Origin of the sequence: Streptomyces tatrensis, assembly GCF_049310065.1 — a bacterium.
Taxonomy (GTDB): domain Bacteria; phylum Actinomycetota; class Actinomycetes; order Streptomycetales; family Streptomycetaceae; genus Streptomyces.
Map to the genome: position 1 here is coordinate 679,738 of NZ_JBMDLB010000011.1, position 24,702 is coordinate 704,439.

Annotated in this window: 21 protein-coding genes, 1 tRNA gene, 1 pseudogene and 1 riboswitch; of the genes and pseudogenes, 13 read left to right on the forward strand and 10 right to left on the reverse strand. The window is 72.7% G+C overall.

Translation table 11 applies throughout. The annotated features are described in order from the left end of the window. Positions 1 to 184: 184 nt before the first annotated feature. Positions 185 to 1,072: a carbonic anhydrase gene (locus tag ACODT5_RS18675; protein ID WP_422520441.1), complete on the forward strand. Its 888-nt coding sequence runs from the start codon at positions 185 to 187 to the stop codon at positions 1,070 to 1,072. Positions 1,073 to 1,086: 14 nt separating this feature from the next. Here ACODT5_RS18675 and ACODT5_RS18680 read toward each other — a convergent pair whose 3' ends face one another. Continuing rightward, positions 1,087 to 2,034 (reverse strand): aldo/keto reductase, encoded by a 948-nt coding sequence (locus ACODT5_RS18680; protein WP_422520442.1) that lies wholly within the window; start codon positions 2,032 to 2,034, stop codon positions 1,087 to 1,089. A gap of 276 nt (positions 2,035 to 2,310) precedes the next feature. Between ACODT5_RS18680 and ACODT5_RS18685 the strand changes: the two genes are divergently transcribed. Both ACODT5_RS18685 and ACODT5_RS18690 read left to right on the forward strand, forming a co-directional pair. After that, complete coding sequence (locus ACODT5_RS18685) at positions 2,311 to 3,441, forward strand: substrate-binding domain-containing protein (RefSeq protein WP_422520443.1); 1,131 nt, start codon at positions 2,311 to 2,313, stop codon at positions 3,439 to 3,441. A 346-nt stretch (positions 3,442 to 3,787) separates the two neighbouring features. Further along, positions 3,788 to 4,780, forward strand: coding sequence for a hydroxyacid dehydrogenase (locus ACODT5_RS18690; protein ID WP_422524960.1), 993 nt, complete (start codon positions 3,788 to 3,790; stop codon positions 4,778 to 4,780). Here ACODT5_RS18690 and ACODT5_RS18695 read toward each other — a convergent pair. Both ACODT5_RS18695 and ACODT5_RS18700 read right to left on the reverse strand, forming a co-directional pair. Then, positions 4,768 to 5,568, reverse strand: coding sequence for a sugar phosphate isomerase/epimerase family protein (locus tag ACODT5_RS18695; protein ID WP_422520444.1), 801 nt, complete (start codon positions 5,566 to 5,568; stop codon positions 4,768 to 4,770). The genes ACODT5_RS18690 and ACODT5_RS18695 overlap by 13 nt on opposite strands. Continuing rightward, a complete protein-coding gene (locus tag ACODT5_RS18700) occupies positions 5,565 to 6,662 on the reverse strand; it encodes a LacI family DNA-binding transcriptional regulator (RefSeq protein ID WP_422520445.1) in 1,098 nt (365 codons plus the stop codon). Before ACODT5_RS18700 ends, ACODT5_RS18695 begins: the two co-directional genes overlap by 4 nt. A 239-nt stretch (positions 6,663 to 6,901) precedes the next feature. Between ACODT5_RS18700 and ACODT5_RS18705 the strand changes: the two genes are divergently transcribed. The 6 genes from ACODT5_RS18705 (at position 6,902) to ACODT5_RS18730 (ending at position 14,727) form a co-directional block, all read left to right on the forward strand. Further along, on the forward strand, positions 6,902 to 8,026 hold the full coding sequence (locus tag ACODT5_RS18705) for a Gfo/Idh/MocA family protein (protein ID WP_422524961.1): 1,125 nt from the start codon (positions 6,902 to 6,904) through the stop codon (positions 8,024 to 8,026). Further along, positions 8,023 to 9,180, forward strand: coding sequence for a dihydrodipicolinate synthase family protein (locus ACODT5_RS18710; RefSeq protein ID WP_422520446.1), 1,158 nt, complete (start codon positions 8,023 to 8,025; stop codon positions 9,178 to 9,180). The genes ACODT5_RS18705 and ACODT5_RS18710 overlap by 4 nt, the downstream gene beginning before the upstream one ends. Continuing rightward, on the forward strand, positions 9,177 to 10,022 hold the full coding sequence (locus ACODT5_RS18715) for a sugar phosphate isomerase/epimerase family protein (RefSeq protein WP_422520447.1): 846 nt from the start codon (positions 9,177 to 9,179) through the stop codon (positions 10,020 to 10,022). Before ACODT5_RS18710 ends, ACODT5_RS18715 begins: the two co-directional genes overlap by 4 nt. An 82-nt stretch (positions 10,023 to 10,104) precedes the next feature. Then, positions 10,105 to 12,498 (forward strand): polysaccharide lyase 8 family protein, encoded by a 2,394-nt coding sequence (locus ACODT5_RS18720; RefSeq protein ID WP_422520448.1) that lies wholly within the window; start codon positions 10,105 to 10,107, stop codon positions 12,496 to 12,498. A 94-nt stretch (positions 12,499 to 12,592) separates the two neighbouring features. Beyond that, complete coding sequence (locus ACODT5_RS18725) at positions 12,593 to 14,209, forward strand: N,N-dimethylformamidase beta subunit family domain-containing protein (protein WP_422524962.1); 1,617 nt, start codon at positions 12,593 to 12,595, stop codon at positions 14,207 to 14,209. 128 nt (positions 14,210 to 14,337) lie between these two features. Continuing rightward, positions 14,338 to 14,727 carry a VOC family protein gene (locus tag ACODT5_RS18730; RefSeq protein WP_422520449.1) on the forward strand — a complete coding sequence of 130 codons (390 nt, stop codon included), beginning with the start codon at positions 14,338 to 14,340 and terminating at the stop codon, positions 14,725 to 14,727. A 74-nt stretch (positions 14,728 to 14,801) separates the two neighbouring features. Here ACODT5_RS18730 and ACODT5_RS18735 read toward each other — a convergent pair whose 3' ends face one another. The 5 genes and pseudogenes from ACODT5_RS18735 to ACODT5_RS18755 all read right to left on the reverse strand — a co-directional run bounded on the left by ACODT5_RS18735 (position 14,802) and on the right by ACODT5_RS18755 (position 19,934). Beyond that, positions 14,802 to 15,638 (reverse strand): ABC transporter ATP-binding protein, encoded by an 837-nt coding sequence (locus ACODT5_RS18735; RefSeq protein ID WP_422520450.1) that lies wholly within the window; start codon positions 15,636 to 15,638, stop codon positions 14,802 to 14,804. Further along, positions 15,635 to 16,689: pseudogene (locus tag ACODT5_RS18740) on the reverse strand (FecCD family ABC transporter permease). The gene ACODT5_RS18735 and the pseudogene ACODT5_RS18740 overlap by 4 nt, the downstream one beginning before the upstream one ends. Continuing rightward, the gene (locus ACODT5_RS18745; RefSeq protein WP_422520451.1) at positions 16,686 to 17,678 is read right to left on the reverse strand and encodes an ABC transporter substrate-binding protein; all 993 of its coding nucleotides are present in this window, start codon (positions 17,676 to 17,678) and stop codon (positions 16,686 to 16,688) included. The pseudogene ACODT5_RS18740 and the gene ACODT5_RS18745 overlap by 4 nt, the downstream one beginning before the upstream one ends. 37 nt (positions 17,679 to 17,715) lie before the next feature. Continuing rightward, positions 17,716 to 17,852, reverse strand: a riboswitch (cobalamin riboswitch). Positions 17,853 to 17,865: 13 nt separating this feature from the next. Continuing rightward, the gene (locus ACODT5_RS18750) at positions 17,866 to 18,912 is read right to left on the reverse strand and encodes a helix-turn-helix domain-containing protein (RefSeq protein ID WP_422520452.1); all 1,047 of its coding nucleotides are present in this window, start codon (positions 18,910 to 18,912) and stop codon (positions 17,866 to 17,868) included. Positions 18,913 to 19,013: 101 nt separating this feature from the next. Next, the gene (locus tag ACODT5_RS18755; RefSeq protein ID WP_422520453.1) at positions 19,014 to 19,934 is read right to left on the reverse strand and encodes an aldo/keto reductase; all 921 of its coding nucleotides are present in this window, start codon (positions 19,932 to 19,934) and stop codon (positions 19,014 to 19,016) included. A gap of 107 nt (positions 19,935 to 20,041) precedes the next feature. Here ACODT5_RS18755 and ACODT5_RS18760 point away from each other — a divergent pair, with 107 nt between their 5' ends. After that, complete coding sequence (locus ACODT5_RS18760; protein ID WP_422520454.1) at positions 20,042 to 20,260, forward strand: hypothetical protein; 219 nt, start codon at positions 20,042 to 20,044, stop codon at positions 20,258 to 20,260. Between the two features lie 57 nt (positions 20,261 to 20,317). Here ACODT5_RS18760 and ACODT5_RS18765 read toward each other — a convergent pair whose 3' ends face one another. Further along, positions 20,318 to 20,596: a hypothetical protein gene (locus ACODT5_RS18765; protein ID WP_422520455.1), complete on the reverse strand. Its 279-nt coding sequence runs from the start codon at positions 20,594 to 20,596 to the stop codon at positions 20,318 to 20,320. Between the two features lie 344 nt (positions 20,597 to 20,940). Between ACODT5_RS18765 and ACODT5_RS18770 the strand changes: the two genes are divergently transcribed. Beyond that, positions 20,941 to 21,168, forward strand: a complete 228-nt coding sequence (locus ACODT5_RS18770) for a hypothetical protein (protein WP_422520456.1) — start codon at positions 20,941 to 20,943, stop codon at positions 21,166 to 21,168. Between the two features lie 364 nt (positions 21,169 to 21,532). Here the strand turns inward: ACODT5_RS18770 and ACODT5_RS18775 are convergent. Beyond that, positions 21,533 to 21,605, reverse strand: a tRNA-Trp gene (locus tag ACODT5_RS18775). A 392-nt stretch (positions 21,606 to 21,997) separates the two neighbouring features. Here ACODT5_RS18775 and ACODT5_RS18780 point away from each other — a divergent pair. Next, complete coding sequence (locus ACODT5_RS18780; protein WP_422520457.1) at positions 21,998 to 23,329, forward strand: glycoside hydrolase family 18 protein; 1,332 nt, start codon at positions 21,998 to 22,000, stop codon at positions 23,327 to 23,329. An 81-nt stretch (positions 23,330 to 23,410) separates the two neighbouring features. Further along, positions 23,411 to 24,664, forward strand: coding sequence for a serpin family protein (locus ACODT5_RS18785; RefSeq protein WP_422520458.1), 1,254 nt, complete (start codon positions 23,411 to 23,413; stop codon positions 24,662 to 24,664). Positions 24,665 to 24,702: the final 38 nt, after the last annotated feature.

The window sequence follows — 24,702 nt, forward strand, 5'->3', positions numbered from 1 at the left end:
GCCGAAGCCGGGGATCCGGGATAAGGCCTGCGGGGCCGTGCGACGACGCACGGCCCCGTTCGGCCGTCGGGGGCCAACCCGGGCGGACCCGCGTGTGCCTGCCGCCGCGGCGGCCCGTACCCCCCAAGAATCGCCTCGGTCAGGACGTACGGACGCGTCCGAACGGCACCGAGGGGTACGACCGATGGACAGAGCAGGACTTCCGCCTCGCAGGTTCGTGCTGACGGGCGGCCTCACGGCCGCCGCGGCCCTGCTCACGGGGTGCGCGGCGAAGAGCGCCCCGAAGCGGACGACGGCCGCGCCGGAGCCTCGGCCCAGCACCCCCGAGGGCGCGTACAGCCGTCTGGTGGAGGGCAACAAGCGCTGGGTGAGCGGCAGTCTGAACCACCCCGACCGGGACCCGGACCGCCGTGAACTGGTGGCGCAGGCGCAGGATCCGTACGGCGTGATCCTGGCGTGCATCGACTCCCGGGTGCCGCCGGAGCTGCTCTTCGACACCGGGCTCGGCGACCTGTTCGTGCTGCGCACCGGCGGGCAGGCGGTCGGCCCTGTGGTGACCGGATCGGTGGAGTTCGGGCCGATGACGGCGGGTACCCCGCTGATCATGGTTCTCGGGCACCAGCGCTGCGGGGCCATCGACGCCTCGTACAAGGCGCTGCGGGACGGCAAGCCGCTGCCCGGCAACCTGCGGGCGATCGAGAAGGCGCTGGTGCCGGCGTACGAGCTGACGGTCAAGGACCCCGGCTCCGACCCGGTCGACACGATGATCCGCAATCAGATCAAGGTGACGGCCGACGAGCTGCGGGCCAACGCGGATCTGGCGCCCCTGGTGGAGAAGGGCTCGCTGGCCGTGGTCGGCGCCTACTACTCGCTGGACACCGGTCAGGTGGAGGTGCTGACGGGGGCGCCGGCGGGCAGCGCTTCCGCCAGCCCGTCGGCCAGTGCCTCCGGGAGCGCTTCGCCTAGCCCGTCGGCGTCGGCGTCGGCATCCGCTTCTGCCTCTGCCTCTGCCTCTGCCTCTGCCTCACCGTCGGAGTCCGCTTCCGTCAGTCCGTCGCCCGACGCCTCCTGAGGGCCGCGACCGGATCAGCCGACGGCCCCCGCGACGGCGTCGACCTCCGCCAGGAGTTCGGCGTCGAGCGGCTGGTCGGCGACGGCCGCGTTGGCCCGTACCTGTTCGGCGGAGGTGGCGCCCGCGATGACGGAGGCGCAGCCGGGCTGGGCGGAGAGCCAGCCGATGGCGAGTTCCAGGACGGTGCGCCCGTGCTTGTCGGCGAGCGCCGCCAGGGCTTCCACGGTGTCGAGGCGCTCGTCGGTGAGGTAGGAGTCGCGCCCTTCGAGGCGGGAGCCCGCGGGGACGGGGGCGCCCCGGCGGATCTTGCCGGTCAGCAGCCCGTTCGCCAGCGGGAAGTACGGCAGCACGCCGACCCCGTAGTGGAGAGCGGCCGGGACGAGCTCGCGCTCCGCCGACCGCTGGAGCAGCGACCATTCGTTCTGGGCCGATACGAAGGGTGCCGCGCCGGTCTCGCGGGCCACGTGGGCGGCTTCGGCGAGCTGCCAGCCGCTGAAGTTGGAGTGGCCGATGTAGCGGATCTTGCCTTCGGCGACGAGTTCGGTGAGCGCGGCGAGGGTCTCCGCCACGGGAACGGCCGGGTCGGGGCTGTGGAGTTGGTAGAGGTCGATGTGGTCGGCCTGCAGGCGGGTCAGGGACGCTTCGACGGCGCGCCGGATGTAGGCGCGGCCGGCGCGGGAGCCGGCGGCGGGTCCGTAGCCCATGTCCACGCCGTCGTAGCCGAACTTGGTGGCGAGGACGACCTGGTCCCGGCGGCCCTTGAGGGCCTCGCCGAGGTGGGTTTCGGAGCCTCCGGCGCCCCCGTAGATGTCGGCGGTGTCGAGGAGGGTGATGCCCGCGTCGAGGGCGGCGTCGACGACGGCGCGGGTGGCCCGGGCGTCGAGGCGGCCGCCGAAGTTGTTGCAGCCGAGCCCGATCGCCGACACCTGAAGACCTGAACTGCCCAGGGGGAGATGGCGCATGGTTTTCGTTCCTCCGCACTCGTCCGGCACATGATCGTCCGAACGGCAGTCTAGGTCGGCGCCGACGCCCTGGGGCGGGCAGGCCAGCCCCTCGTCGGGGGCGTCGCGGTCCAGGGTGCCGGGGGCACGCCGTCGGCGAAGACGTACGCGCGGTCCACACCGCCGATGACCGGTTGACCGGATTCGATCGAATCGATCGTTTCGGTTTTCTGTGGTGCAATCGAGCTCCACGCGCACGCGGACACACCACGGACCACGCAGACCGCAGGGGGATCCTTGAGACCACATGTCGACCAGCGCCAGGCCCGGGTGCTCGCTCTCGTCCGGGCCCGGGGCAGCGCCCGTGTCGCGGACCTCGCCAAGGAACTGGGGATCTCCCCGGTGACCCTGCGGCGGGACGTCGAGGCGATGGCGGAGCGGGGCGAGATCCAGCGGACGCACGGGGTGATCAGTCGGCTGGAGTCCGATCCGGCGGGCGCGGAGCCCGGCGCTGCGGGCTCGGAGGCGGGGTCGGGCACGGCCCCGGACACGGGCACGGGCCCGGTCCGGGGCGGCGGCGGGCTGGTGATCGGGATGGTCGTGCCGACCACCGAGTACTACTACGCCGACGTCGTGCGGGGGGCCCGCGAGGTGGTCGAGGCGCGGGGCGCACGGCTCACCGTGGGGCTGACCCGGTACCTGCCGGGCGAGGACCGCACCCAGGCGGCCCGGCTGCTGTCCACGGGGGCCGACGGCCTGCTGCTGACCCCGAACTGGGAGGCCGGAACACCCGGGCCCGGCGAAGGGGCGTGGACGGCCGAACTGCCCGTGCCGACCGTCCTGGTGGAACGGTGGGCCCCGCCGGGGCACCCGGCCGCCTCCCTGGACCGGGTGGCCTCCGACCATGCGGACGGCGCGGCACGGGCCGTGCGGCACCTGGCGGAACTGGGGCACAAGCGGATCGCGCTGGCCAGCCGGGAAACCCCCACGTCGGGGCGGCTGCGGACCGGCTTCGCCGCGGCCGTGGCCACGCTCGGGCTGGGACCGGCACCGGCGTGGCCTGCGGCCGGGGATGCGCCGCTCGCGGAGGCGGAGGCCTTCGCGCGGACCCTGGACTACTTGTGCGCGGCGGTGGCCGAGGGGGGCGTGACCGCCGCCCTGATCCACAGCGATACGGACGCGATCATGCTGATCCCGCGGCTCCAGGCGCGCGGGGTGCGGGTACCGGAGGACCTGGCGGTGATCACGTACGACGACGAGGTGGCCGAACTGGCCGACGTCCCCCTGACGGCGGTGGCGCCGGCCAAGCGCGAGGTGGGGGCGCGGGCGGCCGGAATGCTGCTGGACCGGCTGGAGGACCGCGGGGCGGGGCGGGAGGGGCCGCGTCAGCATCTGGATCTGCTTCCCCGGCTGACCGTCCGGCCGTAGCCCGAGCCCCGAGCGCCCGCTTCACATGTGCGTTTCGATTGAATTGCGGATTCGCTCTTGACGACATGATCGTCCGCACAAGGATGACGCTTGCGAACAGCTCCGGGGCCGCCTCTTTGGGGAGTGGCGGCCCCGGGGCCCATCCGCCCCATGGGGATCGACTCGCTCCCGCCCACGCACCGTTCCCGGCGCCGTGTCGTTCCCGGCGTCGTGTCGTCCCGGCGCCGCGGCCGGGGTTTGTGACCATCGGGACTTCGGATCTCACCGCTGGAGCCGTCAAGTGACCCACCCCGCCCCCGACTCCTCCCCGCTCACCGCGCCCCGCCGACCGGTCACCGTGCTCGCCATGAGCTCCGGGACCCGGGCCGCCGTCCTCGGTGACCGGATCCTTCCGGAGCTGCTCCGGGTCGCCGATGTGGACCCCGGGCTGCTCGTCACCGACTTCGGCGCCGCCTTCTCGCAGGAGGCCCTGCGGCAGCGGCTGGCCGTGGCCGAGGTCCTGTTCACCGGGTGGGGCTGCCCTCCGCTGGACGCGCGGGCGCTGGAGCTGATGCCCGAGCTCCGCGCGGTCGTGCATGCCGCCGGCAGCGTCAAAAACCATGTGACCCCGGCCTGTTGGGAGCGGGGTCTGCTGGTCTCCAGCTCCGCGGCCGTGAACGCGCTGCCGGTCGCGGAGTACACGCTCGCCGCCATCCTGTTCGCCAACAAGCGGGTACTGGACTCCGCGCACGCCTACCGGGCCGCCCGCGGCCACGTCGACCCGCTGCGGCACTTTCCCGCCGTCGGCAACTACCGCCGTACCGTCGGCCTGGTCGGCGCCTCCCTCATCGGCCGCCGCGTACTGGAGCTGCTGCGCCCCTTCGACCTGCGGGTGCTCGTGCACGATCCGTACGCCGATCCGGCCGAGCTCGCCGCCCTCGGCGGCGAGGCCGTCACCCTGGACGAACTGCTCTCCCGCAGCGACGTGGTGAGCCTGCACGCTCCCGAACTGCCCGAGACCCGGCGGCTGCTGGACGCCTCCCGGCTGGCCCTGATGCCGGACGGGGCCACCCTCGTGAACACCGCGCGCGGCTCGCTCGTCGACACCGCGGCGCTGACCGAGGAGCTGGTATCGGGGCGTCTGCACGCCGTGCTCGACCACACCGAGCCGGAGGTGCTGCCCGCCGACTCCCCGCTGTACGACCTGCCCAACGTGCTGCTCACCCCGCACGTGGCCGGCTCCCTCGGCGGGGAGCTGGACCGGCTGGCGGCCTCGGCCGTCGAGGAACTGGAGCGCTACGCCGCGGGCCTCGGCTTCCGCCACGCCGTCGACCGGGACCGGCTCGGCTACTCGGCCTGACCGTCCGCCGCGCGGACCAGCCGCTCCAGGTGCTCCCGGCCCGGCCCGAGCCGCTCCGGCAGTTCGCCGGCTCCGGGATACCAGCGCTTCTCGTACTCCCAGCAGAGCCAGCCCCGCGGCGGCAGGAGGGCCACCGCCTCGGCGAGGGGCAGCGCTCCCCCGCCGAGCCCGATCGGGGTCAGCTCCTGCGCGGACGCCACGTCCTTGACCTGTGTGTAGCCCAGGTGCCCGGCGAGGGCCCGGTTCGACTCGGCCGGGGACTCGCCCCCGAGCCAGGTGTGCAGTACGTCCCACAGCGCGCCCGCGCCCGGATGCGCGACCCGGTCGAGGACCCGGGCCGTGGCGGTCGCGGTGCGGTGCGAGTCGTGGGTCTCCAGCAGGATCCGCACCCCGTGCCGCTCGGCGAAGGGCGCCGCGGCCAGGAGCCTGCGGACCGCGTGCCCGTCGGCTTCGGCCGGGGGCAGTTCACCGCCGCCGGGGAAGACCCGGACGTAGGGCGCCTCGAGGTCGACGGCGAGCCGGACCAAGGCCTGGATCTCGGCGAGGACCGGCTCGTCGGGGCCGGGCGCGGCCACCCTGGCGTAGCCGGCGACTCCGAGGACGGCGACGCCCGCGGAGGTCAGGGTGCGCAGTCCGGCCGCACGGTCGCCGGCGGGACTGCCGGGGTGCACGGGTTCCTCGGGGTGGGCGCGCAGCTCGAGGCCCTCGTAGCCGTGCTCGGCGGCGAGGTCCGCGCTGCGCTCCAGCGGGGAGCCGGGCAGGCCGAGGGTGGAGAAGGCGTACCTCACGGTCGGCCCCCTTGGGTGGCGGCGGAGGGTCCGGCGGCGGGCGGAGGCGCGGTGGAGCCGCGCACCGTCAGCTCGGCGGGCAGCGTGGTGATGCCGCCGGGGGGCAGTGCTCTGCGGCCCGTGACGAGCTGGGCCGCGAGCACCCCGGCCTCGCGCAGCGGTACCCGGACGGTGGTGAGGGCGGGGGCGGTGTCGACGCAGACGGGCAGGTCGTCGAAGCCGGCGACGGAGACGTCCTCGGGTATCCGCAGGCCGGCTTCGCGCAGGGCCGCGGCGACCCCGGTGGCGACGGTGTCGTTGGCGGCGGCCACGGCGGTGAAGGGCGCTCCGCGGCGGAGCAGCTCGCGGGTGGCGTCGTATCCGGCGGAGCGCTCGAACCCCGCGTGCACGGTGAGGCCGGCGCAGTGCGCGGGCAGTGCGGGGTCGTGGTCGCGCAGGGCGTCCTGGTGTCCGGCGAGGCGCTCCCGGGTCGTGCTCAGTCCGGGCGGGCCCGCCACGTAGGCGATGTGCCGGTGGCCGAGCGTCAGCAGGTGCTCGGTGAGCCGGAAGGCGCCGCCCCGGTCGTCGAACATGACCGTGGCGACGGGGAGCCCTGCGGGCATCGGCAGCGGGGGCCGCCCGCACAGCACCACCGGGGCGCCGGTGGCCGCGATGCGGGCGAGGCGGGCTGCGAGCGCCCGGGTGTGCTCCGGCTCCTCGACGGCGCCGCCGGTCAGGACGACTCCGCCGGCCCGCTGGCCCTCCAGCAGGGCGAGGTAGTCCAGCTCGGCGGCCGGGGACCCCTCGGTGTTGCAGACGACGGCGAGCCGGCGCGCGCCGCCCTGTCCGCCGGGGGCGAGGGCGCTCTGCAGGGATCCGGCGAGGATCCCGAAGAAGCTGTCCGCGACGTCGTGCACGAGGACGCCGATCAGGTCCGAGGTCGCGGCGGCGAGGGCCCGCGCGGGGCCGTTCGCGATGTAGCCGAGGTCCTCGACCGCTCGCTCCACGCGGGTCCTGGTGCCGCCCGCCACCGGGTATCCGCCGTTCAGTACGCGCGAGACCGTGGCGGGCGATACGCCCGCGTGCGCCGCCACTTCGGCGAGTGTGACCGCCATCTTCCCCTCCTTCCGATCCGTCCCGGGTCATCGTCTCACCCGGTGTGTGGATCTCCATACTCGCCGAAGAAGAAAGCGCTTTCTATCACCCGGAAGAGTCTTGCATCGCGACAGTGCGCGGCCCTAGCCTGATCGGAGAGAAAGCGCTTTCTATACAGCTTTCTCGACAGCTCGACACAAGGAACACGCAACAAGACGAAGGAGGGGACATCGTGCAGCGCAGGACGATCAAGATCGCCATGAACGGCGTCACCGGGCGGATGGGTTACCGCCAGCACCTGGTCCGCTCCCTGCTCGCACTGCGCGAGCAGGGCGGGCTCGACCTCGGCGACGGCACGGTGCTGTGGCCGGAGCCGGTACTGGTCGGGCGCCGCGAGGAGGCCCTGCGGGCCATCGCGGAGCGCCACGGCCTGGAGCACGTGAGCACGGACCTGGCGGCGGTGCTGGCCGATCCCGAGGTGGAGATCTACTTCGACGCCCAGGTCACCAGTGCCCGCGAGGCGGCCGTCCGGCAGGCCGTGGCGGCCGGCAAGCACGTGTACTGCGAGAAGCCCACCGCCCTCACCTTCGAGTCCTCGCTGGAGATCGCACGCCTGGCCGACGCGGCCGGGGTCAAGCACGGGGTGGTGCAGGACAAGCTGTTCCTGCCGGGCCTGCTGAAGCTCAAGCGGCTCATCGACGGCGGGTTCTTCGGCGAGATCCTGTCCGTGCGCGGGGAGTTCGGATACTGGGTCTTCGAGGGCGACTGGCAGTCCGCCCAGCGCCCGTCGTGGAACTACCGCTCCCAGGACGGCGGAGGCATCGTCGCCGACATGTTCCCGCACTGGGAGTACCTGCTGCACGAGCTGTTCGGCCGGGTCCGCACGGTGCAGGCGCTGACGCGCACCCACATCGGCCGCCGCTGGGACGAGGACGGCAAGCCCTACGAGGCCACCGCTGACGACGCGGCGTACGGGATTTTCGAGCTGGAGGGTGGCGCCGTCGCCCAGATCAACTCCTCCTGGGCGGTGCGGGTCAACCGCGACGAGCTCGTGGAGTTCCAGGTCGACGGGACGCACGGCTCGGCGGTCGCCGGGCTGCGCGGCTGCCGGATCCAGCACCGTGCGACGACGCCGAAGCCGGTGTGGAATCCGGACCTGCCCCTGACGGAGACGTTCCGCGACCAGTGGCAGGAGGTCCCGGACAACAACCCCGCCGACAACGGCTTCAAGGCCCAGTGGGAGCTGTTCCTGCGCCATGTCGTCCGGGACGAGCCCTGGCAGTGGGACCTGTTGGCCGGCGCCCGCGGGGTACAGCTCGCCGACCTCGGACTGCGTTCCTCGGCGGAGGGCCGGCGGCTCGTGGTCCCGGAGGTGGCGCTGTGAGCATCCGGCTCCCCTCGGCGGACGGCGGGCTGCGCCTCCACGCGCCGGTCACCGCTCCGCTGGCGCCGCTCGCCTGCGACCCGGCCCGCAGCCGCACCTTCTACTCGGCCGCGCACGTGGTGGCCGACCCCCTCGCCGCCTCGGCCGAATCCGGCCCGGTCATCGACTGGGAGAGCACGCTGGCCTTCCGGCACACGCTGTGGGCGCAGGGCCTCGGGGTCGCGGAGGCCATGGACACCGCGCAGCGCGGGATGGGCCTGGACTGGCCGGGCGCGGCGGAGCTGATCCGCCGTTCGACCGCCGAAGCCCGGTCGGTGGGCGGCCGGATCGTCTGCGGGGCGGGCACCGACCAGCTGGCTCCGGACACCGTGCACTCCCTGGCCGCCGTCACCGCGGCGTACGAGGAGCAGCTCGCGCTGGTCGAGGAGTGCGGGGCGACGGCCGTGCTGATGGCCTCGCGCGCCCTGGCCTCGACGGCGCGCGGCCCGGAGGACTTTTCGGAGGTGTACGGGAGGCTGCTGCGGCAGAGCTCCCGGCCGGTGGTCCTGCACTGGCTGGGGCCGATGTTCGACCCGGCCCTGGAGGGGTACTGGGGGCACTCGGACCTAGACGGGGCCACGGACGTCTTCCTGAAGATCATTTCCGAGTATCCGGAGAAGGTCGACGGCATCAAGGTCTCGCTGCTCGACGCGGGGCGCGAGGTGGACATCCGGCGGCGGCTGCCCGCGGGCGTGCGCTGCTACACGGGCGACGACTACCACTATCCGGAGCTGATCGCCGGTGACGGCGAGCTGGCCAGCGACGCCCTTCTGGGCATCTTCGATCCGATCGCCCCGATCGCCGCGCGGGCGGCGCTCGCCCTCGACCAGGACGACACGGCCGGATTCCGGGAGCTGCTGGATCCAACGGTGGCGCTGTCCCGGCACCTGTTCGCACCGCCCACCCGCTACTACAAGACGGGTGTCGTGCTGCTGGCCTGGCTGGCGGGGCACCAGGAGCACTTCGCGATGGTGGGCGGACTGCACTCGGCGCGCTCGCTCCCCCATCTGGCCACCGCGTACGAACTGGCGGACAATCTGGGCCTGTTCCCGGACCCGGAGCTCGCCGAGGCCCGGATGCGACAGCTGCTCGCGCTGCACGGGGTGGCGTCATGAGCCCGGCAACGGCGCCGGCGCCGGCCCGGTTCAGCCTGAACCAGGAGACCATCCGCCAGTGGTCGCTCCCCGAGCTGGTGGCCGGATGCACCGCCGCCGGGGTCGGTGCGGTCGGTCTGTGGCGCGATCCCGTACAGCGCTTCGGGGTGCGGGAGGCCGCGAAGCTGGTCGCCGATGCCGGCCTCCGGGTCAGCTCGCTGTGCCGGGGCGGCTTCTTCACCGCCGCCGATCCGGTGGGGCGTGCGAGCGCCCTCGAGGACAACCGCCGTGCCGTGGAGGAGGCCGCCGAGCTGGGCGCCGACACCCTGGTCCTGGTCTCGGGCGGCCTGCCGGACGGGGACCGGGATCTGGCGGGAGCCCGGCGGCGGATCGTCGACATCCTGGGCGACCTGGTCCCGTACGCCGCGGGCCACGGGGTGCGCCTGGGGATCGAGCCGCTGCACCCGATGTACGCGGCGGACCGCTGTGTGGTCTCCACCCTCGGTCAGGCCCTGGAGATCGCCGAGGAGTTCCCGGCGTCACGGGTGGGGGTGGTCGTCGACTCCTATCACCTGTGGTGGGACGAGCGGCTGCCTTCCGAGGTGCGGCGGGCGGGCGAGGCCGGGCGGATCGTGTCCGTCCAGGTCGCCGACTGGGTGACACCGCTCCCCGAGGGCGTACTGCTGGGGCGCGGACAGCTGGGCGACGGCTCGATCGACCTGCGGGCCTTCCGGGAGCTGACCGACTCCGCGGGGTACCTGGGGCCGGTCGAGGTGGAGATCTTCCACCCCGGGCTGTGGGCCCGCGACGGCGAAGAGGTGCTGCGGGAGGTGATCGACCGCTACCGCGAGCACGTCGCGTGAGGTGAAGGGGGGTGCATGAGCCGAAGTACACGGGGGCCGCAGCGTTTCAGGCGAAGCAGCGTTTCAGTCAAAGGAGACTGTGATGACAGATGTGTGGAGCCGCCGTGCCTTCCTCACGGCGGTCGGTGGCAGCGTGGTCCTGCTCGGCACGCCCGTCTTCCCGGCGACCGCCGGGACGGTGACCTCGGTGCACGCCGCCATGCGCGCGGTGTGGCAGGGCCTCGTCCTGGGGACCGTGTCCTCCCCCACGGTGGAGCCCTTCCGCACCCGGCTGACCGCGCTGGGCGCACAGGCCGGCCAGTGGCGCTCCTCGATGGCCCCGGCGACCGGTTCGCTCTGGCCCGACCAGGTCTTCACCAACGACCCCGAGTGGATGGCGCAGAGCTACTACCGGCTGCGCGGCATGGCGGAGGCCTACGTCAGACCGGGGACGGGGCTCACCGGCGACGCCGCGCTGCGCACGGCGGTGCTGACCGGGCTGGACCACCTCCACACCCAGGTCTACAACGCCGGCCAGGCGCGGTACGGAAACTGGTGGTGCTGGCAGATCGGCGCGCCCCAGGCGCTGCTCGACACCGTCGTCCTGATGTACGGCCACTTGTCGGCGGCGCAGCTCGCCGGCTACTGCGCCGCCGTGGACCACTTCGTACCGGATTCCTCGGTCGGCTCGTACAGCGGGACCAGCACCGGGGCGAACCGGGTGGACCTGTGCCGGGTCCTCGCGCTGCGCGGCGTGGTCGGTGGCGACGACGCGAAGATCGCCCTGGCCCGGGACGCGCTCACGCCGGTGTTCCCGTACGTGACCTCCGGCGACGGGCTCTACCGGGACGGCTCCTTCATCCAGCACACCTATGTCGCTTACACCGGCTCGTACGGCTCGGTCATGCTCGGCGGACTGGGCATGCTGTTCGGGCTGTTGAAGGGCACGGCGTGGGAGGTGACCGCCCCCGGCGCGCAGATCGTCTTCGACGCGGTGGAGCACGCGTGGGCGCCGTTCCTCTACAACGGGCTGATGATGGACGCCGTCTCGGGGCGGGCCCCCAGCCGGGGGGTCCAGGTCGCCGATCCCCTCCAGGCGCAGCTGGACGACCACACCCGCGGGCACTCCGTCCTCGCCGCGATCCTGCTCCTCGCCGAGGGGGCGTCCGCCGCCGAGCGGACGCGCTGGCGCGGCCTGGTGAAGGGTTGGACGGCGCGGGACTACTACAGCCCGCCGCTGGCGGACGCCACCCAGAGCCTGTCGGCCCTGGCCCGGCTCTCCGAGGTCTCGGCGGACGCCGCGGTCACGGCCTTGCCCGAGCCCGTGGCGCACCGGCTGTTCTCCTCGATGGACCGGGCCACGCACCGCAGACCGGCCTGGGCGGCGTCCCTGTCCATGGCCTCGAAGCGGATCACGCACTACGAGACGGGCAACGGCGAGAACCTGCGCGGCTGGCACACGGGCAGCGGCATGCTCTCCTGGTGGGGCTCCACCTCGGGCAACGGCCAGTATTCGGACGCGTTCTGGCCCACGGTCAATCCGTACCGGCTGCCCGGCACCACCGCCTCCCGCAAGGCGCTGGCCGACGGAGCCGGGGGCGACTGGGGCGCTTCCCGGCCGGACGTCACCTGGGTGGGCGGCACGACCGACGGGGAGTTCGCCTCGGTGGGCCAGCACCTGAAGGGACTGGGCAGCACCCTCACGGCCCGCAAGTCCTGGTTCTTCCTCGACGACACGGTGGTCTGTCTGGGCGCCGGGATCAGCTCCACGGACGGCGCCGCGGTCGACACGGTCATCGACAACCGGAACCTGGGCGCGACCGGCACCCACGCCCTGACCGTGGGCGGCACGGTCCAGCCGGCCACGCTGGGCTGGACCGCCTCCTTCCCCGGGCCCGGCTGGGCCCACCTGGCGGGCTTCGGCGGCTATGTGATGTCGGGTTCGGGCACCTTCCGGGCGCTGCGCGAGGCCCGCAGCGGCCGGTGGAGCGATATCAACCGGAGTGCTTCCACCACGGTCCTGACCCGGCGCTATCTGACCCTCTGGTACGACCACGGGACGGACCCGGCCGCGGGCAGTTACGTCTACCAGCTGATGCCGGGAGCCTCGGCAGCCCAGACCTCGGCTCGGTCCGCCGCCACCGGCTGGCTCACGGTGCTCGCCAACAACCCGACCGCCCAGGGGGTGACGGTGGGCTCGCTCGGCTTCACCGGGGTCAACTTCTGGCAGCCCGCGACGATCGGCGCCCTGCAGGCGAGCGCGCCGTGTTCGGTGACGGTGCGGGAGTCCGGCGACGGCACGGCCGTGGTCTGCGTCTCGGACCCGACCCGCACCCTGTCGGGACTGACCCTGGTGTGGAACCGGCCCGTCGCCCAGGTGCTGTCCCAGCCGGCGAGCCTGGTCTCGGCGAGCACCGGGAGCACCCTCCAGCTCGGCTTCGGCAGCCTCACGGCCCGGGAGGGAGCGAGCCAGGTGGTGAAGGTGAAGCTGGGGTGATCTCCGGAGGTTGCCCCGACCGTCTCCGGACGATCTCCGGACACCCCGCGGGGCGATAAAAACGAAGCCCACAGGGTGACATAGCGTGACCCGTATGGATCAGGAGCACATATCCGGGGACGGCGAAGGCGCGGGCAGGCGGCGGTTCCTCGCCCTGGCGACGGGGGCGGCCGCCACCGCCGCCGGGCTGGGGGCTGTGGCCGGCTGCGCGAACGGGGACGCCACGGAGGCGGACGGGGCGGGGCCCGGCGAGAGCCGGGATCCGTCCGGTCCCCCGGAGAAGCAGGAGGGGCCGCGCGGCTTCGACGTCCGGGCCGAGAACGCCCGCCCGGGGAACGCCGACTGGCAGGTCGCCAAGGCAGGCCCGGCCCGCGCCATCGAGGGCTTCGCCGACCGGGTCAGCGTCCTGCCCGGCGAGTCCTTCGGCCTGCACGTCTCCACCACCGCGCCCCGGTTCACCGTCTCCGCCTACCGCATGGGCTGGTACGGCGGCGCCCGGGCCCGTCTGGTCTGGCGCTCCGAGGCCCTGCCCGGGGTGCGCCAGCCCGACCGCACGGTGGACACCGCGACCCGTACCGTGCGCACCCGGTGGGCCCGTAGCACCACCGTCGAGACCAAGGACTGGCCCGAGGGCTGCTACCTGCTGCGCCTCGACGCGCAGGGCGGCGAGGGCCAGCGGTTCGTCCCCGTCACGGTGCGGTCCGCCGGCGCGTCGGGACGTACCGTCGTGGTCAACGCGGTGGCGACCTGGCAGGCGTACAACCGCTGGGGCGGCTACGGCAGTTACGACGGCCCCAGTGGCGGATACGCCTCGCGCTCGCTCGCCGTGACCTTCGACCGGCCCTACGAGTACGACGACGGCGCGGGCCTCTTCCTCGTGTACGAGGCTCCGCTGCTCGCGCTCGCCGAGCGGCTCGGCATCCCCCTGGCCTATGCGACGACCACCGACGTGGCCCGGGAGAAGCGGCTGCTGGAGGGCGCCTCGGCGGTCCTCTCCCTCGGACACGACGAGTACTGGTCGCCCGAGCAGCGCGCGCACGTCACGGCGGCCCGGGACGCGGGCACCAACATCGCGATCCTGGGAGCGAACTGCTGCTACCGCCGGATCCGGCTGGAGGCATCCGAGCTCGGACCGGACCGTACGGTGGTCTGCTACAAGTCCTCCTACGAGCAGGATCCCGGCTTCAAGCGCGGCCACCCGGCCACGGTCGACTTCCGGTCCCCGCCCGCCGCCGACCCGGAGAGCACGCTGCTCGGCGTGATCTACGACGGCTACCCGGTGGACGCCCCGTACGTGGTGACGCACCCGGGCCACTGGCTCTTCGAGGGCACCGGAGCGAAGGCGGGCGACAGCTTCCCGCACCTGGTCGGCGTGGAGTACGACAAGGTCGACACCGGTTTCACGACCCCGCGCCCGATCGAGATCCTGGCGCACTCCCCCGTGGTCTGCGAGGGCCGCCCGAGCCACCAGGACACGGCGTACTACACGACGCCGAGCGGCGCCGCCGTCTTCGCGACGGGGACGATGCGCTGGGTGGAGGCCCTCGACGCGAAGGGCGACGGCCGCAGCGGAGCCAACCACGGCCTGGACGCACGCGCGGGCGCCCTGACCACCCGGGTGACGGAGAACCTGCTCCACGCCTTCGCGGCCGGACCGGCGGGACGGACGCATCCGGCGCAGGACAACGTCAAGGCGGTGTACGGGGGTTAGTCCCCACCCCGAACGCACTGGACTCCACCCGTAAGGGGTGTTTAGGATCATGTCGCGGCATCGCGTGTCGGTCACCGGCTGGGTGAGGCATGGAGGTGCCGGGACGTGCCTTTCGGAGGCATCCACTCATGACCGTTCAGCTCAACCACACGATCGTCCACTGCCGTGACCGCCGGGAGTCGGCCGAGTTCCTGGCGTACTTCCTCGGTCTGGAAGTCGGAGCCCCCTGGGGCCCCTTCATCCCCATCGAGGTCGCCAATGGCGTCACCCTGGACTTCGCGACCATCCCCGCCGAGTCCATCACCGCACAGCACTACGCGTTCCTCGTCTCCGAGGCCGAGTTCGACGAGGCCTTCGAGAAGATCAAGCGGGCGAAGATCACCTACTTCGCCGATCCGCACGGGCAGCGCCCCGGAGAGATCAACCACAACGACGGCGGCCGCGGTGTCTACTTCGCGGACCCCTCGGGCCACGGCATGGAACTGATCACGGTCCCGTACGGCGGCTTCAAGGAGTAGGACCGGCCCGGCGGCGGGGGCTCGCGCGCGCCCGCCGCCGGATCCCGTGCATGTCGCCCGCCGTCACGTCCGTCTCAGTACCCCGCCCGGTTCCCGTCCTCCGGAAGGTAGACGATGTTCGGCGCGCCCGTCGTCGGGTGGGGGCCGACGCGGGTGCGGACCCCGTAGACCTCCGCCAGCAGGGACTCCGTCAGGACCTCGGCCGGGGTGCCCGAGGCGGCCACGCGGCCGCCCGCCAGGACGTAGAGGCGGTCGCAGTACGCCGCCGCCAGGTTGAGGTCGTGCAGGACCAGCAGGGCGGTGGCGGGCAGGGCGCGGACCAGTCCGAGGATCTCCAGTTGGTAGCGGATGTCCAGGTGGTTGGTCGGTTCGTCCAGGGCGAGCAGGCCCGGGTCCTGGACGAGGGCGCGGGCCACCAGGGCGCGCTGTCGCTCGCCGCCCGAGAGCCCGTCGAAGCGGCGGTCCGCGAGGGCGCCCGCGCCGACGGTGTCCAGGGCCCGCACGACGCGGCGTACGTCGTCGGGTCCGTCCTGCTCCCAGAACCGTTTGTGCGGGCTGCGCCCCATGGCCACCACCTCGCGCACGGTCAGCCCGAAGGTGCCGACCGCGTCCTGGGGCACCACCGCCACCCGCCGCGCGCGGTCCTTGACGCCCAGCGAGGCCGCGTCCACGCCGTCCAGCAGCACGCGCCCGCCCGTGGGGCGCAGGGTGCCGTAGACGCAGCGCAGCAGTGTCGTCTTGCCGCTGCCGTTGGGGCCGACGACTCCGACCGTCTCGCCGGGGCGGGCGGTGAGGTCGATCCCGTGCAGCAGCGGCTGCCCGTCGATCTCGTAACGCACGGCCTCTACGGCGAGTTCCGCCGGCCCCGCCACCAGGTCGGCCACCGGACCCGTCTGTCGTCGCGCCGTCATCCCACGACCCCTTCGGTACGGGTGGACCTGCGCAGCATCCACAGGAAGAACGGCCCTCCGACGAGCGCCGTGACCACGCCCACCGGAATCTCCTCCGGCGCGGCGGCGGTACGGGCGATCAGGTCGGCCGGGTCAGGAACACCGCCCCGCCCAGCGCGGCCACGGGCAGCAGCGCCCGGTGCCCGGCGCCGACGACCATCCGGGCGGCGTGCGGCACCATCAGCCCGACGAAGCCGATCGCCCCGCTGTAGGCCACCAGTACGCCGATGACGAGCGAGGTCAGGACGAACACGGCGGCCCGGAACCGGCTCGTGTCCAGGCCGAGCGTCTGGGCGCCCTCCTCCCCCGCGAGCAGCAGGTCGAGCGGCCGGGCCAGGGCGACGAGCAGCCCGGTGCCCAGGAGCAGGGCCCCGGCGGGCAGGGCCAGTTCGCCCCAGCGGGCCCCGCCGAGTCCGCCGAGGGTCCAGAACAGCACGCTGCGGATCTGGTCGGGATGGGCGGCGAGCACCAGGATCAGGCTGGTCAGGGCGGACAGCACGTACTGGACGGCGACTCCGGCGAGGATCAGCCGGCCGGTGGTCATGGCGCCGCCGCGCCGGGCCATCGCGTAGACGGCGACGAGCGCGCCCATCGACCCGGCGAACGCGGCGAGCGGTACGGCGGCGCCGCCCGCGAAGCCGAGGAATCCGGCGCCGAAGACGATCACCAGCACGGCTCCGGCCGAGGCCCCCGAGGAGGCCCCGAGCAGGAACGGGTCGGCGAGCGGATTGCGCACGAGGGCCTGGAGCACGGTTCCCGCGACGGCGAGTCCCGCACCGACGACGGCCCCGAGCAGGACGCGCGGCATCCGGACGTCCCACACGATCGCCCCGAAGGCGCCTGCTCCCCCGCCGGGTCCCGGCCCGGCGAGCACGATGTCGAGCACCTGGCCCGGGGGGATCCGCACCGGTCCCAGGGCCAGCCCCGCCAGGGCCGACGCGGCCAGCGCGGCGGCCAGCAGGGCCAGTACGGCCGGCGTACGGGTGAACGCGCGGGCGACGCGGAGACTCACGCGGCGTCGGGGTGGAGCTGGCCGCCCAGCGATTCGACGGCGTCGGCGACGCGGACGCCGAGCACGGCGGAGGACAGCGGCAGCACGACGAACCGCTGGTTCTTGATCGCGGGTACCTGCGCCAGCGCCGGATCCTTCAACAGGCGCTGCTTCTTGGCTTCGACGGTGGTGCCGCCGTAGTCGTAGATGAGGACGACCTCGGGCCCCCGCTCGATGACCTTCTCCCACGACACGTCGCCGAAGGTGTCGTCGAGGTCGGCGAACACGTTCGTGCCGCCCGCCAGCGCGACGATCTCGTTGCCGATGCCCTTGCCGCCCGAGGTGAAGGCGGAGGCCTCGCCCGAGTCGTAGACGAAGACGGCGGGCTTGGCCTTGTCCTTCACGCGTGCGCTGACGGCTTCGATGCGGCGCTGTTCGTCGGCGAGGAGCCGCTCGCCGCGCTCGGGCACGCCGAAGGTCCGTGCCACCTCGGCGATTTCGGTCCTGAGCTGGTCGAGGCCGACCTTGCCGTCGGTGCAGTACTCCACGCTGAGGCGGGAGTTGATGCCGGACTTCGCGAGTGCCTCGCGGTCACGGCCCTGCGGCTTGTCGAAGGCGCTGGAGTAACCGCCGTACACGAAGTCGGGGTTGGCGCCGAGAAGGATCTCCTTGGAGGGGTACTCCTTCGCCAGCACCTTGATCTTGTCGTACGCGGGCCGGTAGGCGGGCAGTACGGCGTCGTCCAGGTAGGCCGTCCCGACGGTCTTCCCCTCCAGCCCGAGGGCCAGGAGGATCTCGGTGGCGTGCTGGTTCATGGCGACCGCACGCTGCGGCGGTGCCTGATAGGTGCTGGTGACACCGCAGTTGGTGACCGTGTACGGGAAACCGGGCGCGGCGCCCGCCGCCGCCTTCGCGTCCTGCGCCGCGGGTGATCCCCCGCACGCGGCCAGCGGTATCAGGAGGGGGAGGGGCAGGAGCGCGCGCAGCAGCGCACGGGGGTACGAAGACATGGTGAAGCCTCTCCGGGGGATCCGCGTCCCCTGGTCGAACCGAATGAGGCGGTGCGTCAGTGTCTGACTCCCGGGTCCCCGCGAGGGGGTGGCCGGTCACAGTGGCGGGACCGCACCGGATTCGCACCGGTTTCCTGTCCTGCACCGCCCTGGATAACCCGGCCCAGTGTGCCAGAAGGGCGGGGCGTCAGCGCCTCGGGCGCACCGCGCCGGCCGGCCGCGCCGTCCGCGCCGCCCGGGAGGCGAGGGTCCGCAGCGCCTCGTCGGAGGGGGATCCCGGCTCTGCCGTGTAGAGGTAGAGGGTCTGGTCGGGGTCGTCCGGGAAGGTGAGGGACTCGTACTCCAGGGCCAGTTCGCCGATGTCGGGATGCCGGAAGCGCTTGGTGCCGTGGGTGTGCTCGAGCACGTCGTGCCCGGCCCACCAGCGCCGGAAGTCCCGGTCGAACGACGCTAGTTCATCGACGAGGGGGCTCAGCTCCGGATCGTACGGGTGCCTGCCGGCGTAGAACCGCAGCGCGGCGACGGCTCCGCGCGCGGCGCTCTCCCAGTCGGCGAAGAGCGTGCGGGCGGCGGGGTCGAGGAAGAGGAACCGGGCCAGATTGCGGCCGCGTCGGCCCGGTGTGCCCAACGCTACTGTGCCCGGCTCCGCGGCGCCCGGCTCCACCGCGTCCGAATCGGGCAGGTCTGCCTCGGGGAGGTCCGCCTCGGGGAGGTCTGCCTCGGGCGCGCCGAAGTCGGCGTACAGGGACTCCGCGAGCCGGTTCGCGGCCAGGACGTCGAGCCGGCGCCCCATGATCATCGCCGGGGTGCCGACCTCCAGGGCGTCCAGCACCTGGTAGAGGCCCGCCCGGACCCGCTGCGGGCCGGTGGTTTCCGCGGTGCCGGGGGCACCGGCCGCCGCCGGGTCGGCGGCGCGCCGCCCGGGCCCGGGGGCCCGCTGCGGACGGGCCAGGTCGAAGAGGTGGGACCGCTCGGTGGCGTCGAGCCGCAACGCGCGGGCCACGGCGTCGAGCACCTCGGCGGATGCGTGCAGGGTGCGGCCCTGTTCCAGCCGGGTGTAGTAGTCCACGCTGACCCCCGCGAGCTGCGCGACCTCCTCGCGCCGCAGCCCGGGCACGCGCCGCCTCCCCGGGTGAGCGGCGACGCCCACCTCCTCGGGACCGATCCGGGCACGGCGGGAACGCAGGAAGTCCCGCAGGTCGGACTGGGGCTCGCGGCCGGCGTTGGCGGTCATTCCCCCAGGCTAGGCCGTGGGGGCCGGTGCCACAGACCGGTCACCGGCCGCCCGCGTCCGGCCGGCCGGCCATCCGGCCATCCGGCCATCCGGCCACAGGCTCATGCCGTCCCGTCCTGGGCGGCGCCCAGGATCGCGAGGTCGCTCTCGGACAGGCGCAGACGGCCGGCGGCGACGTTCTCGGCGAGGTGGCCGAGGTCGCCGGTGCCGGGGATGGCCAGGACGTGGGAGCCCTGGTGCAGGGTCCAGGCCAGCCGGATCTGGGCCGTGCTGACACCGTGGGAGCGGGCGACCGAGTGGACCGCAGCGCTGTGGTCGGTGGCCTCGTCCGCGGTCACTCCGGCGGTGCGTCCGGTACCGGCGATCGAGTAGAACGGCACGAAGGCGATGCCCTGCTCGCCACAGATCTCCAGCAGCTCCTGCTGCTCGGGGGTCGCGCCGATGCCGTACATGTTCTGGACGCAGACCACCGGCGCGATGGCCTGCGCCTCGGCGAGGTGGTGGGTACGTACGTTGGACAGGCCCAGGTGCCGGATGAGTCCGGCCGTACGCAGGTCGGCCAGCGCGCCGAAGCGCTCGGCGATCGAATCGCTGCCGACGATGCGCAGGTTCACCACGTCCAGGTGGTCGCGGCCGAGCTGGCGCAGGTTCTCCTCGACCTGGCCGCGCAACTGCTCGGGGGTGGCGTGCGGCAGCCACTGGCCCGAGGGACCGCGGCCCGGTCCGACCTTGGTGGTGATGACGAGTTCGTCCGGGTAGGGGGCCAGCGCCCGGTTGATCAGCTCATTGGCCGAGCGCAGCGAGGAGAAGTAGAACGCGGCGGTGTCGACGTGGTTCACACCCAGTTCGACCGCGCGGCGCAGTACGCCGATCGCCTGGTCGCGGTCCCGTGGAACGGCCTCGGCCGCGAATGCCTCACCGTGCTGGGTCAGGCGCATCGTGCCGAAGCCGATCCGGTTGACCGTGAGGTCGCCGAGCGTCCACGTGCCGGATGCCGCCGCTGTGATCGTCTGTGAGGTCATGGCGCGATCATGTCCGCGCGCCCGGCCGGCCCGCCATTGATTAAGACATGCCCGAATCCAACGGATCCTCTTCGGTCTTGAAGGTCTGAAACCCACGGCGATGGTAGTTGGGCAGCGCATTCGAGTGGTCCGCCGACGACGTGTGCAGCCATACCCGGCGCACGCCCGGTACGAGTTGCCAGCCCTGCCGGATCGCGAGCGTAGACGGGCAGGGCCACGCCTACGGTCCGGCCTTCGAGGTGCTGGAGGCCGCAGTCAACGCCAGCTTCGCGGAAGGCGCCACCGGGATCATCGACTCTGTCGAGCGCGCGCCCGCCGGCGAGTAGCCCTGCGCCAGCACCTGCCCCCACCCCTTGCGGGTGAGGGTTTCACTGTGCCCGGGGTCAGGTGGGCGGCTGCCCACTACCCGTGAAGGCGACCTCGCCCCGGCTGCTACTCGGCCCGTCGCTGGCCCTGATGGATCCCTCCTTACCGTCCGGCATGCGCAGGATTGCCGCGCGTGCGTTCAGCAGCTCCCGCTCGAGCCCGGGTTCGCCGGAGCGGATTGAGCCGAACCACGTCTTCGCCTGAGCGCCGTCGTCGAAGATGGAGACCCGGGCGTAGACGGCCCGTTCGGTCCCGTCGATCACCAGTACTGCGTCGCTCTCGAGTTGTCTCGGCATGCCGTCAGTGTGCACCCGAAGATCGGCGGCAGGTGCCACCCTCAGTGCGTCACCACTCAACGGCGGCTCTCTCGAGAATGGTTGGGCCACGATAAGATGCCATGCGAATGTTCGCCCGTGCCGCCACCGCGGTGCGGGCTTGTTTGTATCCGGGTGTAAATGGGCGTGTGATCCATCTCGGGCCGTCGCAGTGGGTGCCGGTGGCGGCGATGGGGGCAGCGCCGATCGCGGCTGTCGTGGCGATCATAGTCCCGTCCCGGGTGGCGCGGGCGGCCACGGCGACGGCGTGACGGGCGGCGTTCACCTCTCAGCGGCTCCAGGCGGCGACGGACTTCATGAAGGCCGTGGACGACTTCCTGGACGAACGTGCGACGGAAAAGATGAGGATGGTCCGCCGGGAGGCCACCCAGGTTCGGCTGACGCTCTTCAGCGCCGAGGTGGGCAAGGCGATGAGTGAGATCACGGGTGCCATGTACTGGGCGAACCGCTACCAGATCGCCATCAGGGACGATCCAGACGGCGAGCTGAGAGCGAGTGTCGATCCGCGTGGCGCGAAGCTCGTGGCCCGGTAAGGCTGATCCATGTGGGGCAGGAGCGGTTCGGCCTAGTCCATGGTGGTGGGGTCGGGGCCCGAGCGAAGTTGGATTAGCGCAGTGCGCCGACGCGGGCCCCACCACCAGCGTGGTCGGGGAGCGCCGGGCATTCAGCGGCAAGGTGGCCCCCTCCGCGACGCCGAAGGGGGCCGTCGCATGACCCTGACCTGCATCGACAGCAAGATCGGATGGGGTTTCTTGGGGGTTGGGCACTGCAGTCAGACTGTTCGCGCCCGTAGAGAGAGTGCAGCACCCAACAGCCAGAGCACACCCAGACACAGAAAGGCCCAGGTCAGATTGCTCTGACCTGGGCCTTTGACTGGAACGTACCTCATAGGCAACGCAGGGGTGGCAGGGCTCGAACCTACGACAACCGGTTTTGGAGACCGGTGCTCTACCAACTGAGCTACACCCCTTCGGCGAGACCAACCATGTCACGGCGCACGCCGAAGATCCACTCAATTCGGTGATCAAACACGAGGAATTTCGTCCCGGGTCCGCGCGCCGGCGCATCCGAGCCGGCCGCCGAGCGGACCGTCTTCGCTGGTCAGGGCGATGCCGACAGAGGGGTGACCCGCCCCAGACCATCCAATCGATGTCCACAGTCCGAGACAACTGGTATCGCGCCGTGGACAGTTGCCCCCTGCGGGGATGTTCACCGTCATGGACGCCCAGCTCGCCGTTCCCGCCCGTGTTCGCCCACCACGTTTCACCCCGCCCCCTTGACCCGCTGTGGTCCAGACCAATAGTTTCCGCATGCACAGCGCACGCGCCCCGGCACCACTCACCGCATCCGCAAAGGAAGCCCATGCGCCGCAGCACGCTCGGCAGGCTGGCCGTCGCCGCCTGCTCCCTCTCCCTGCTGACCGCCTTCGCCCCCGCCCACGACGGCGCCGGCCACGGCGACTCCGGGCACGGCCGCTCGTACAAGAAGGTCGGCTACTTCACCCAATGGGGTGTCTACGGACGGGACTTCCAGGTCCAGGACCTGGAGAAGAACGGCAGCGCGAGCAAGCTCACGCACATCAACTACGCCTTCGGCAACATCAGCGCGGAAGGCAAGTGCTTCACCGGCAACGTCCCCGGTGAGGCCGATGCCTGGGCCGACTACGTCCGTCCGCTGGACGCCGAGAACTCGGTGGACGGCGTCGCCGACGACTGGGTGCAGCCGCTCGCCGGCAACTTCAACCAGCTCCGCGAGCTCAAGGCCAAGCACCCGAACCTCAAGGTCCTCATCTCCCTGGGCGGTTGGAGCTGGTCCACGCACTTCTCGGACGCCGCGCTCACGCCGGCCTCGCGCAAGGCCCTCGTGTCCTCCTGCATCGACCTCTACATCAAGGGCAACCTCCCGCAGGACGGCAGCCGCGGTGGCGCCGGTTCGGCCGCCGGCCTCTTCGACGGGATCGACCTCGACTGGGAGTGGCCCGGCTCCTCGGGCGACGCCGACACCACCTACCGCCCCGAGGACAAGAAGAACTTCACCGCGCTGGTGAGCGAGTTCCGCACCCAGCTCGACGACTACGCCCGCAGCCAGAAGCGGAAGTCGAAGTACGAGCTGTCCGCCTTCGTCCCGACCGCCCCCGCCAAGATCGACGCGGGCTTCGACGTCCGCCGGATCATGCGCGACCTCGACTTCGTGACCCTCCAGGGCTACGACTTCCACGTCTCCGGCGAGGCGACCACCGCCCAGCAGTCCGCGCTGTACGCGAGGAACGACTTCAGCGTCGACGGCACCGTGGACGCCTGGGAGCGGCGCGGCGCACCCGCGCACAAGCTCGTGATGGGCATGCCGTTCTACGGGCAGGGCTGGACCGGCGTCAGCGGCGGCGGGGACGGCATGGGGCAGCCCGCGACGGGCCCCGCGCCGGCCGCCTGGGCGAACGGGTACGCGGACTACAAGGAGCTCAAGCAGCTTGCCGCGTCCGGCACTTACAAGCTCCACCGGGACCGCCGCAACGGCAGCGCCTGGCTCTTCGACGGCACCACCCTGTGGACGTACGACGACCCGCAGGTGCTGCGCACCAAGACCCGGTACATCCGCGAAGAGGGCCTCGGCGGTGCGATGTTCTGGTCGCTGGACGCGGACACCGCCGACGGTGAGCTGATGACCGCGGTCGACGAGGGCCTGCGCGGCCACTGACGGCCCCACCCCCGAACAGCGCCGCCGGGCCGTGGAAAAACGACGCGGCCCGGCGGCGCCCCAACCCTTACGCTCCCCCGCATGAAGACGAAGACGGTACGGGCGGTCAACGCGCTCACCTCCCGCTGGGCCGGACACGCGGCGGCGGACGGCACGGGCACGGTGTTCACGGCCGCCGGGGTCTCGCCGCTGCTGGCCCTCCTCGCGGACGGCGCCGACGGCCCGGCCCGCACCGAACTGGAGCAGGCGCTCGGCATACCCGCCGACACGGCGGCAAGCGCCGCCCGCGAGCTGCTGACCGCCCTGGACGGCGTACGGGACCTGCGCGCGGCCACCGGCCTGTGGACCGGGCGGAACCTCCCCTTGGAGGAGGCATGGTCGGCCCGCCTCCCCGCCGGGACCCGGTCGGTCCTGACCGGCGACGAGCACACCGACCGCAAAGCCTTGGACGCCTGGGCCGCCGACCGCACCGGGGGCCTCATCGAGAAGATGCCGGTCCAGACCGACCGCGACTCCCTCCTCGTGCTCGCCTCGGCGCTGGCACTGCGCCTGCGGTGGGTCCGGCCCTTCATGCCCAGGCGGACCTGGATCGACGAAGGCCCCTGGGCCGAAGGGGCCATGGGGGCCGTGCAGGGTCTCAGCCGCAGTACGGCTGTCCTCGACCGGGTCAGCGTGGCGCATGCTGCGACGGGGCCGGTGACCCTGCTGGAGGTGGTGGGCGAGGGCGGCGTGGACGTCCACCTCGTGCTGGGCGAGCCGCAAGCCGCGCCGGGCCGGACCCTCCAGGCCGGTATCGCGGCAGCCACCCGGGCGATCCCGTCCACGGGCGCGAGCATGCTCCCCGAAGGGAACCCGGGGCCCGGCCTGCACATCGACCAGGTGCCCTCCGCCGACCACCAACCCTGGCTGAACATCCGGACGGTGGCCTTTGAGGTGCAGGCGGAGCATGATCTCCTCGCCGCCGCCGGGCTGTTCGGGCTGGTGAGCGCCTCGGACACGCGGACGGGGCACTTCCCGGGCATCAGCAGCGAGCCGCTGGCCGTCGGTTCGGCCCGGCAGTCGGCCGTGGCGCGCTTCCACGCGGAGGGCTTCGAGGCGGCGGCCGTGACCGCGATGGCCCTCCGCCCCGGGGGCGGCATACCCAGCCTGAAGTACCGCGTCCGCCGGGCCCAAGTCGCCTTCCACCGCCCCTTCGGCTTCCTCGCCGTCCACCGGACCTCCCGCCTGGTGCTCGCGGCGGGCTGGGTGGCGGAGCCCCTCCCGTACCAGCAGAAGAGCCACGCGGCGGAGGAAGCCGAGGCCTGGGCGAAGCTGGATGCCGAGGAACGGGGTTGAGCCGGTCCCGCTCCGCCCGGACCCGGCCCGTAGGCTCC

Coding starts and splice junctions, on each gene's coding strand:
- ACODT5_RS18735 (WP_422520450.1), bottom strand. CDS start 15,638: ATGACGGCGCGACGACAGACGGGTCCGGTGGCCGACCTGGTGGCGGGG.
- ACODT5_RS18715 (WP_422520447.1), top strand. CDS start 9,177: ATGAGCCCGGCAACGGCGCCGGCGCCGGCCCGGTTCAGCCTGAACCAG.
- ACODT5_RS18730 (WP_422520449.1), top strand. CDS start 14,338: ATGACCGTTCAGCTCAACCACACGATCGTCCACTGCCGTGACCGCCGG.
- ACODT5_RS18780 (WP_422520457.1), top strand. CDS start 21,998: ATGCGCCGCAGCACGCTCGGCAGGCTGGCCGTCGCCGCCTGCTCCCTC.
- ACODT5_RS18745 (WP_422520451.1), bottom strand. CDS start 17,678: ATGTCTTCGTACCCCCGTGCGCTGCTGCGCGCGCTCCTGCCCCTCCCC.
- ACODT5_RS18690 (WP_422524960.1), top strand. CDS start 3,788: ATGAGCTCCGGGACCCGGGCCGCCGTCCTCGGTGACCGGATCCTTCCG.
- ACODT5_RS18680 (WP_422520442.1), bottom strand. CDS start 2,034: ATGCGCCATCTCCCCCTGGGCAGTTCAGGTCTTCAGGTGTCGGCGATC.
- ACODT5_RS18720 (WP_422520448.1), top strand. CDS start 10,105: ATGACAGATGTGTGGAGCCGCCGTGCCTTCCTCACGGCGGTCGGTGGC.
- ACODT5_RS18700 (WP_422520445.1), bottom strand. CDS start 6,662: ATGGCGGTCACACTCGCCGAAGTGGCGGCGCACGCGGGCGTATCGCCC.
- ACODT5_RS18765 (WP_422520455.1), bottom strand. CDS start 20,596: ATGCCGAGACAACTCGAGAGCGACGCAGTACTGGTGATCGACGGGACC.
- ACODT5_RS18785 (WP_422520458.1), top strand. CDS start 23,411: ATGAAGACGAAGACGGTACGGGCGGTCAACGCGCTCACCTCCCGCTGG.
- ACODT5_RS18725 (WP_422524962.1), top strand. CDS start 12,593: ATGGATCAGGAGCACATATCCGGGGACGGCGAAGGCGCGGGCAGGCGG.
- ACODT5_RS18705 (WP_422524961.1), top strand. CDS start 6,902: ATGAACGGCGTCACCGGGCGGATGGGTTACCGCCAGCACCTGGTCCGC.
- ACODT5_RS18750 (WP_422520452.1), bottom strand. CDS start 18,912: ATGACCGCCAACGCCGGCCGCGAGCCCCAGTCCGACCTGCGGGACTTC.
- ACODT5_RS18755 (WP_422520453.1), bottom strand. CDS start 19,934: ATGACCTCACAGACGATCACAGCGGCGGCATCCGGCACGTGGACGCTC.
- ACODT5_RS18675 (WP_422520441.1), top strand. CDS start 185: ATGGACAGAGCAGGACTTCCGCCTCGCAGGTTCGTGCTGACGGGCGGC.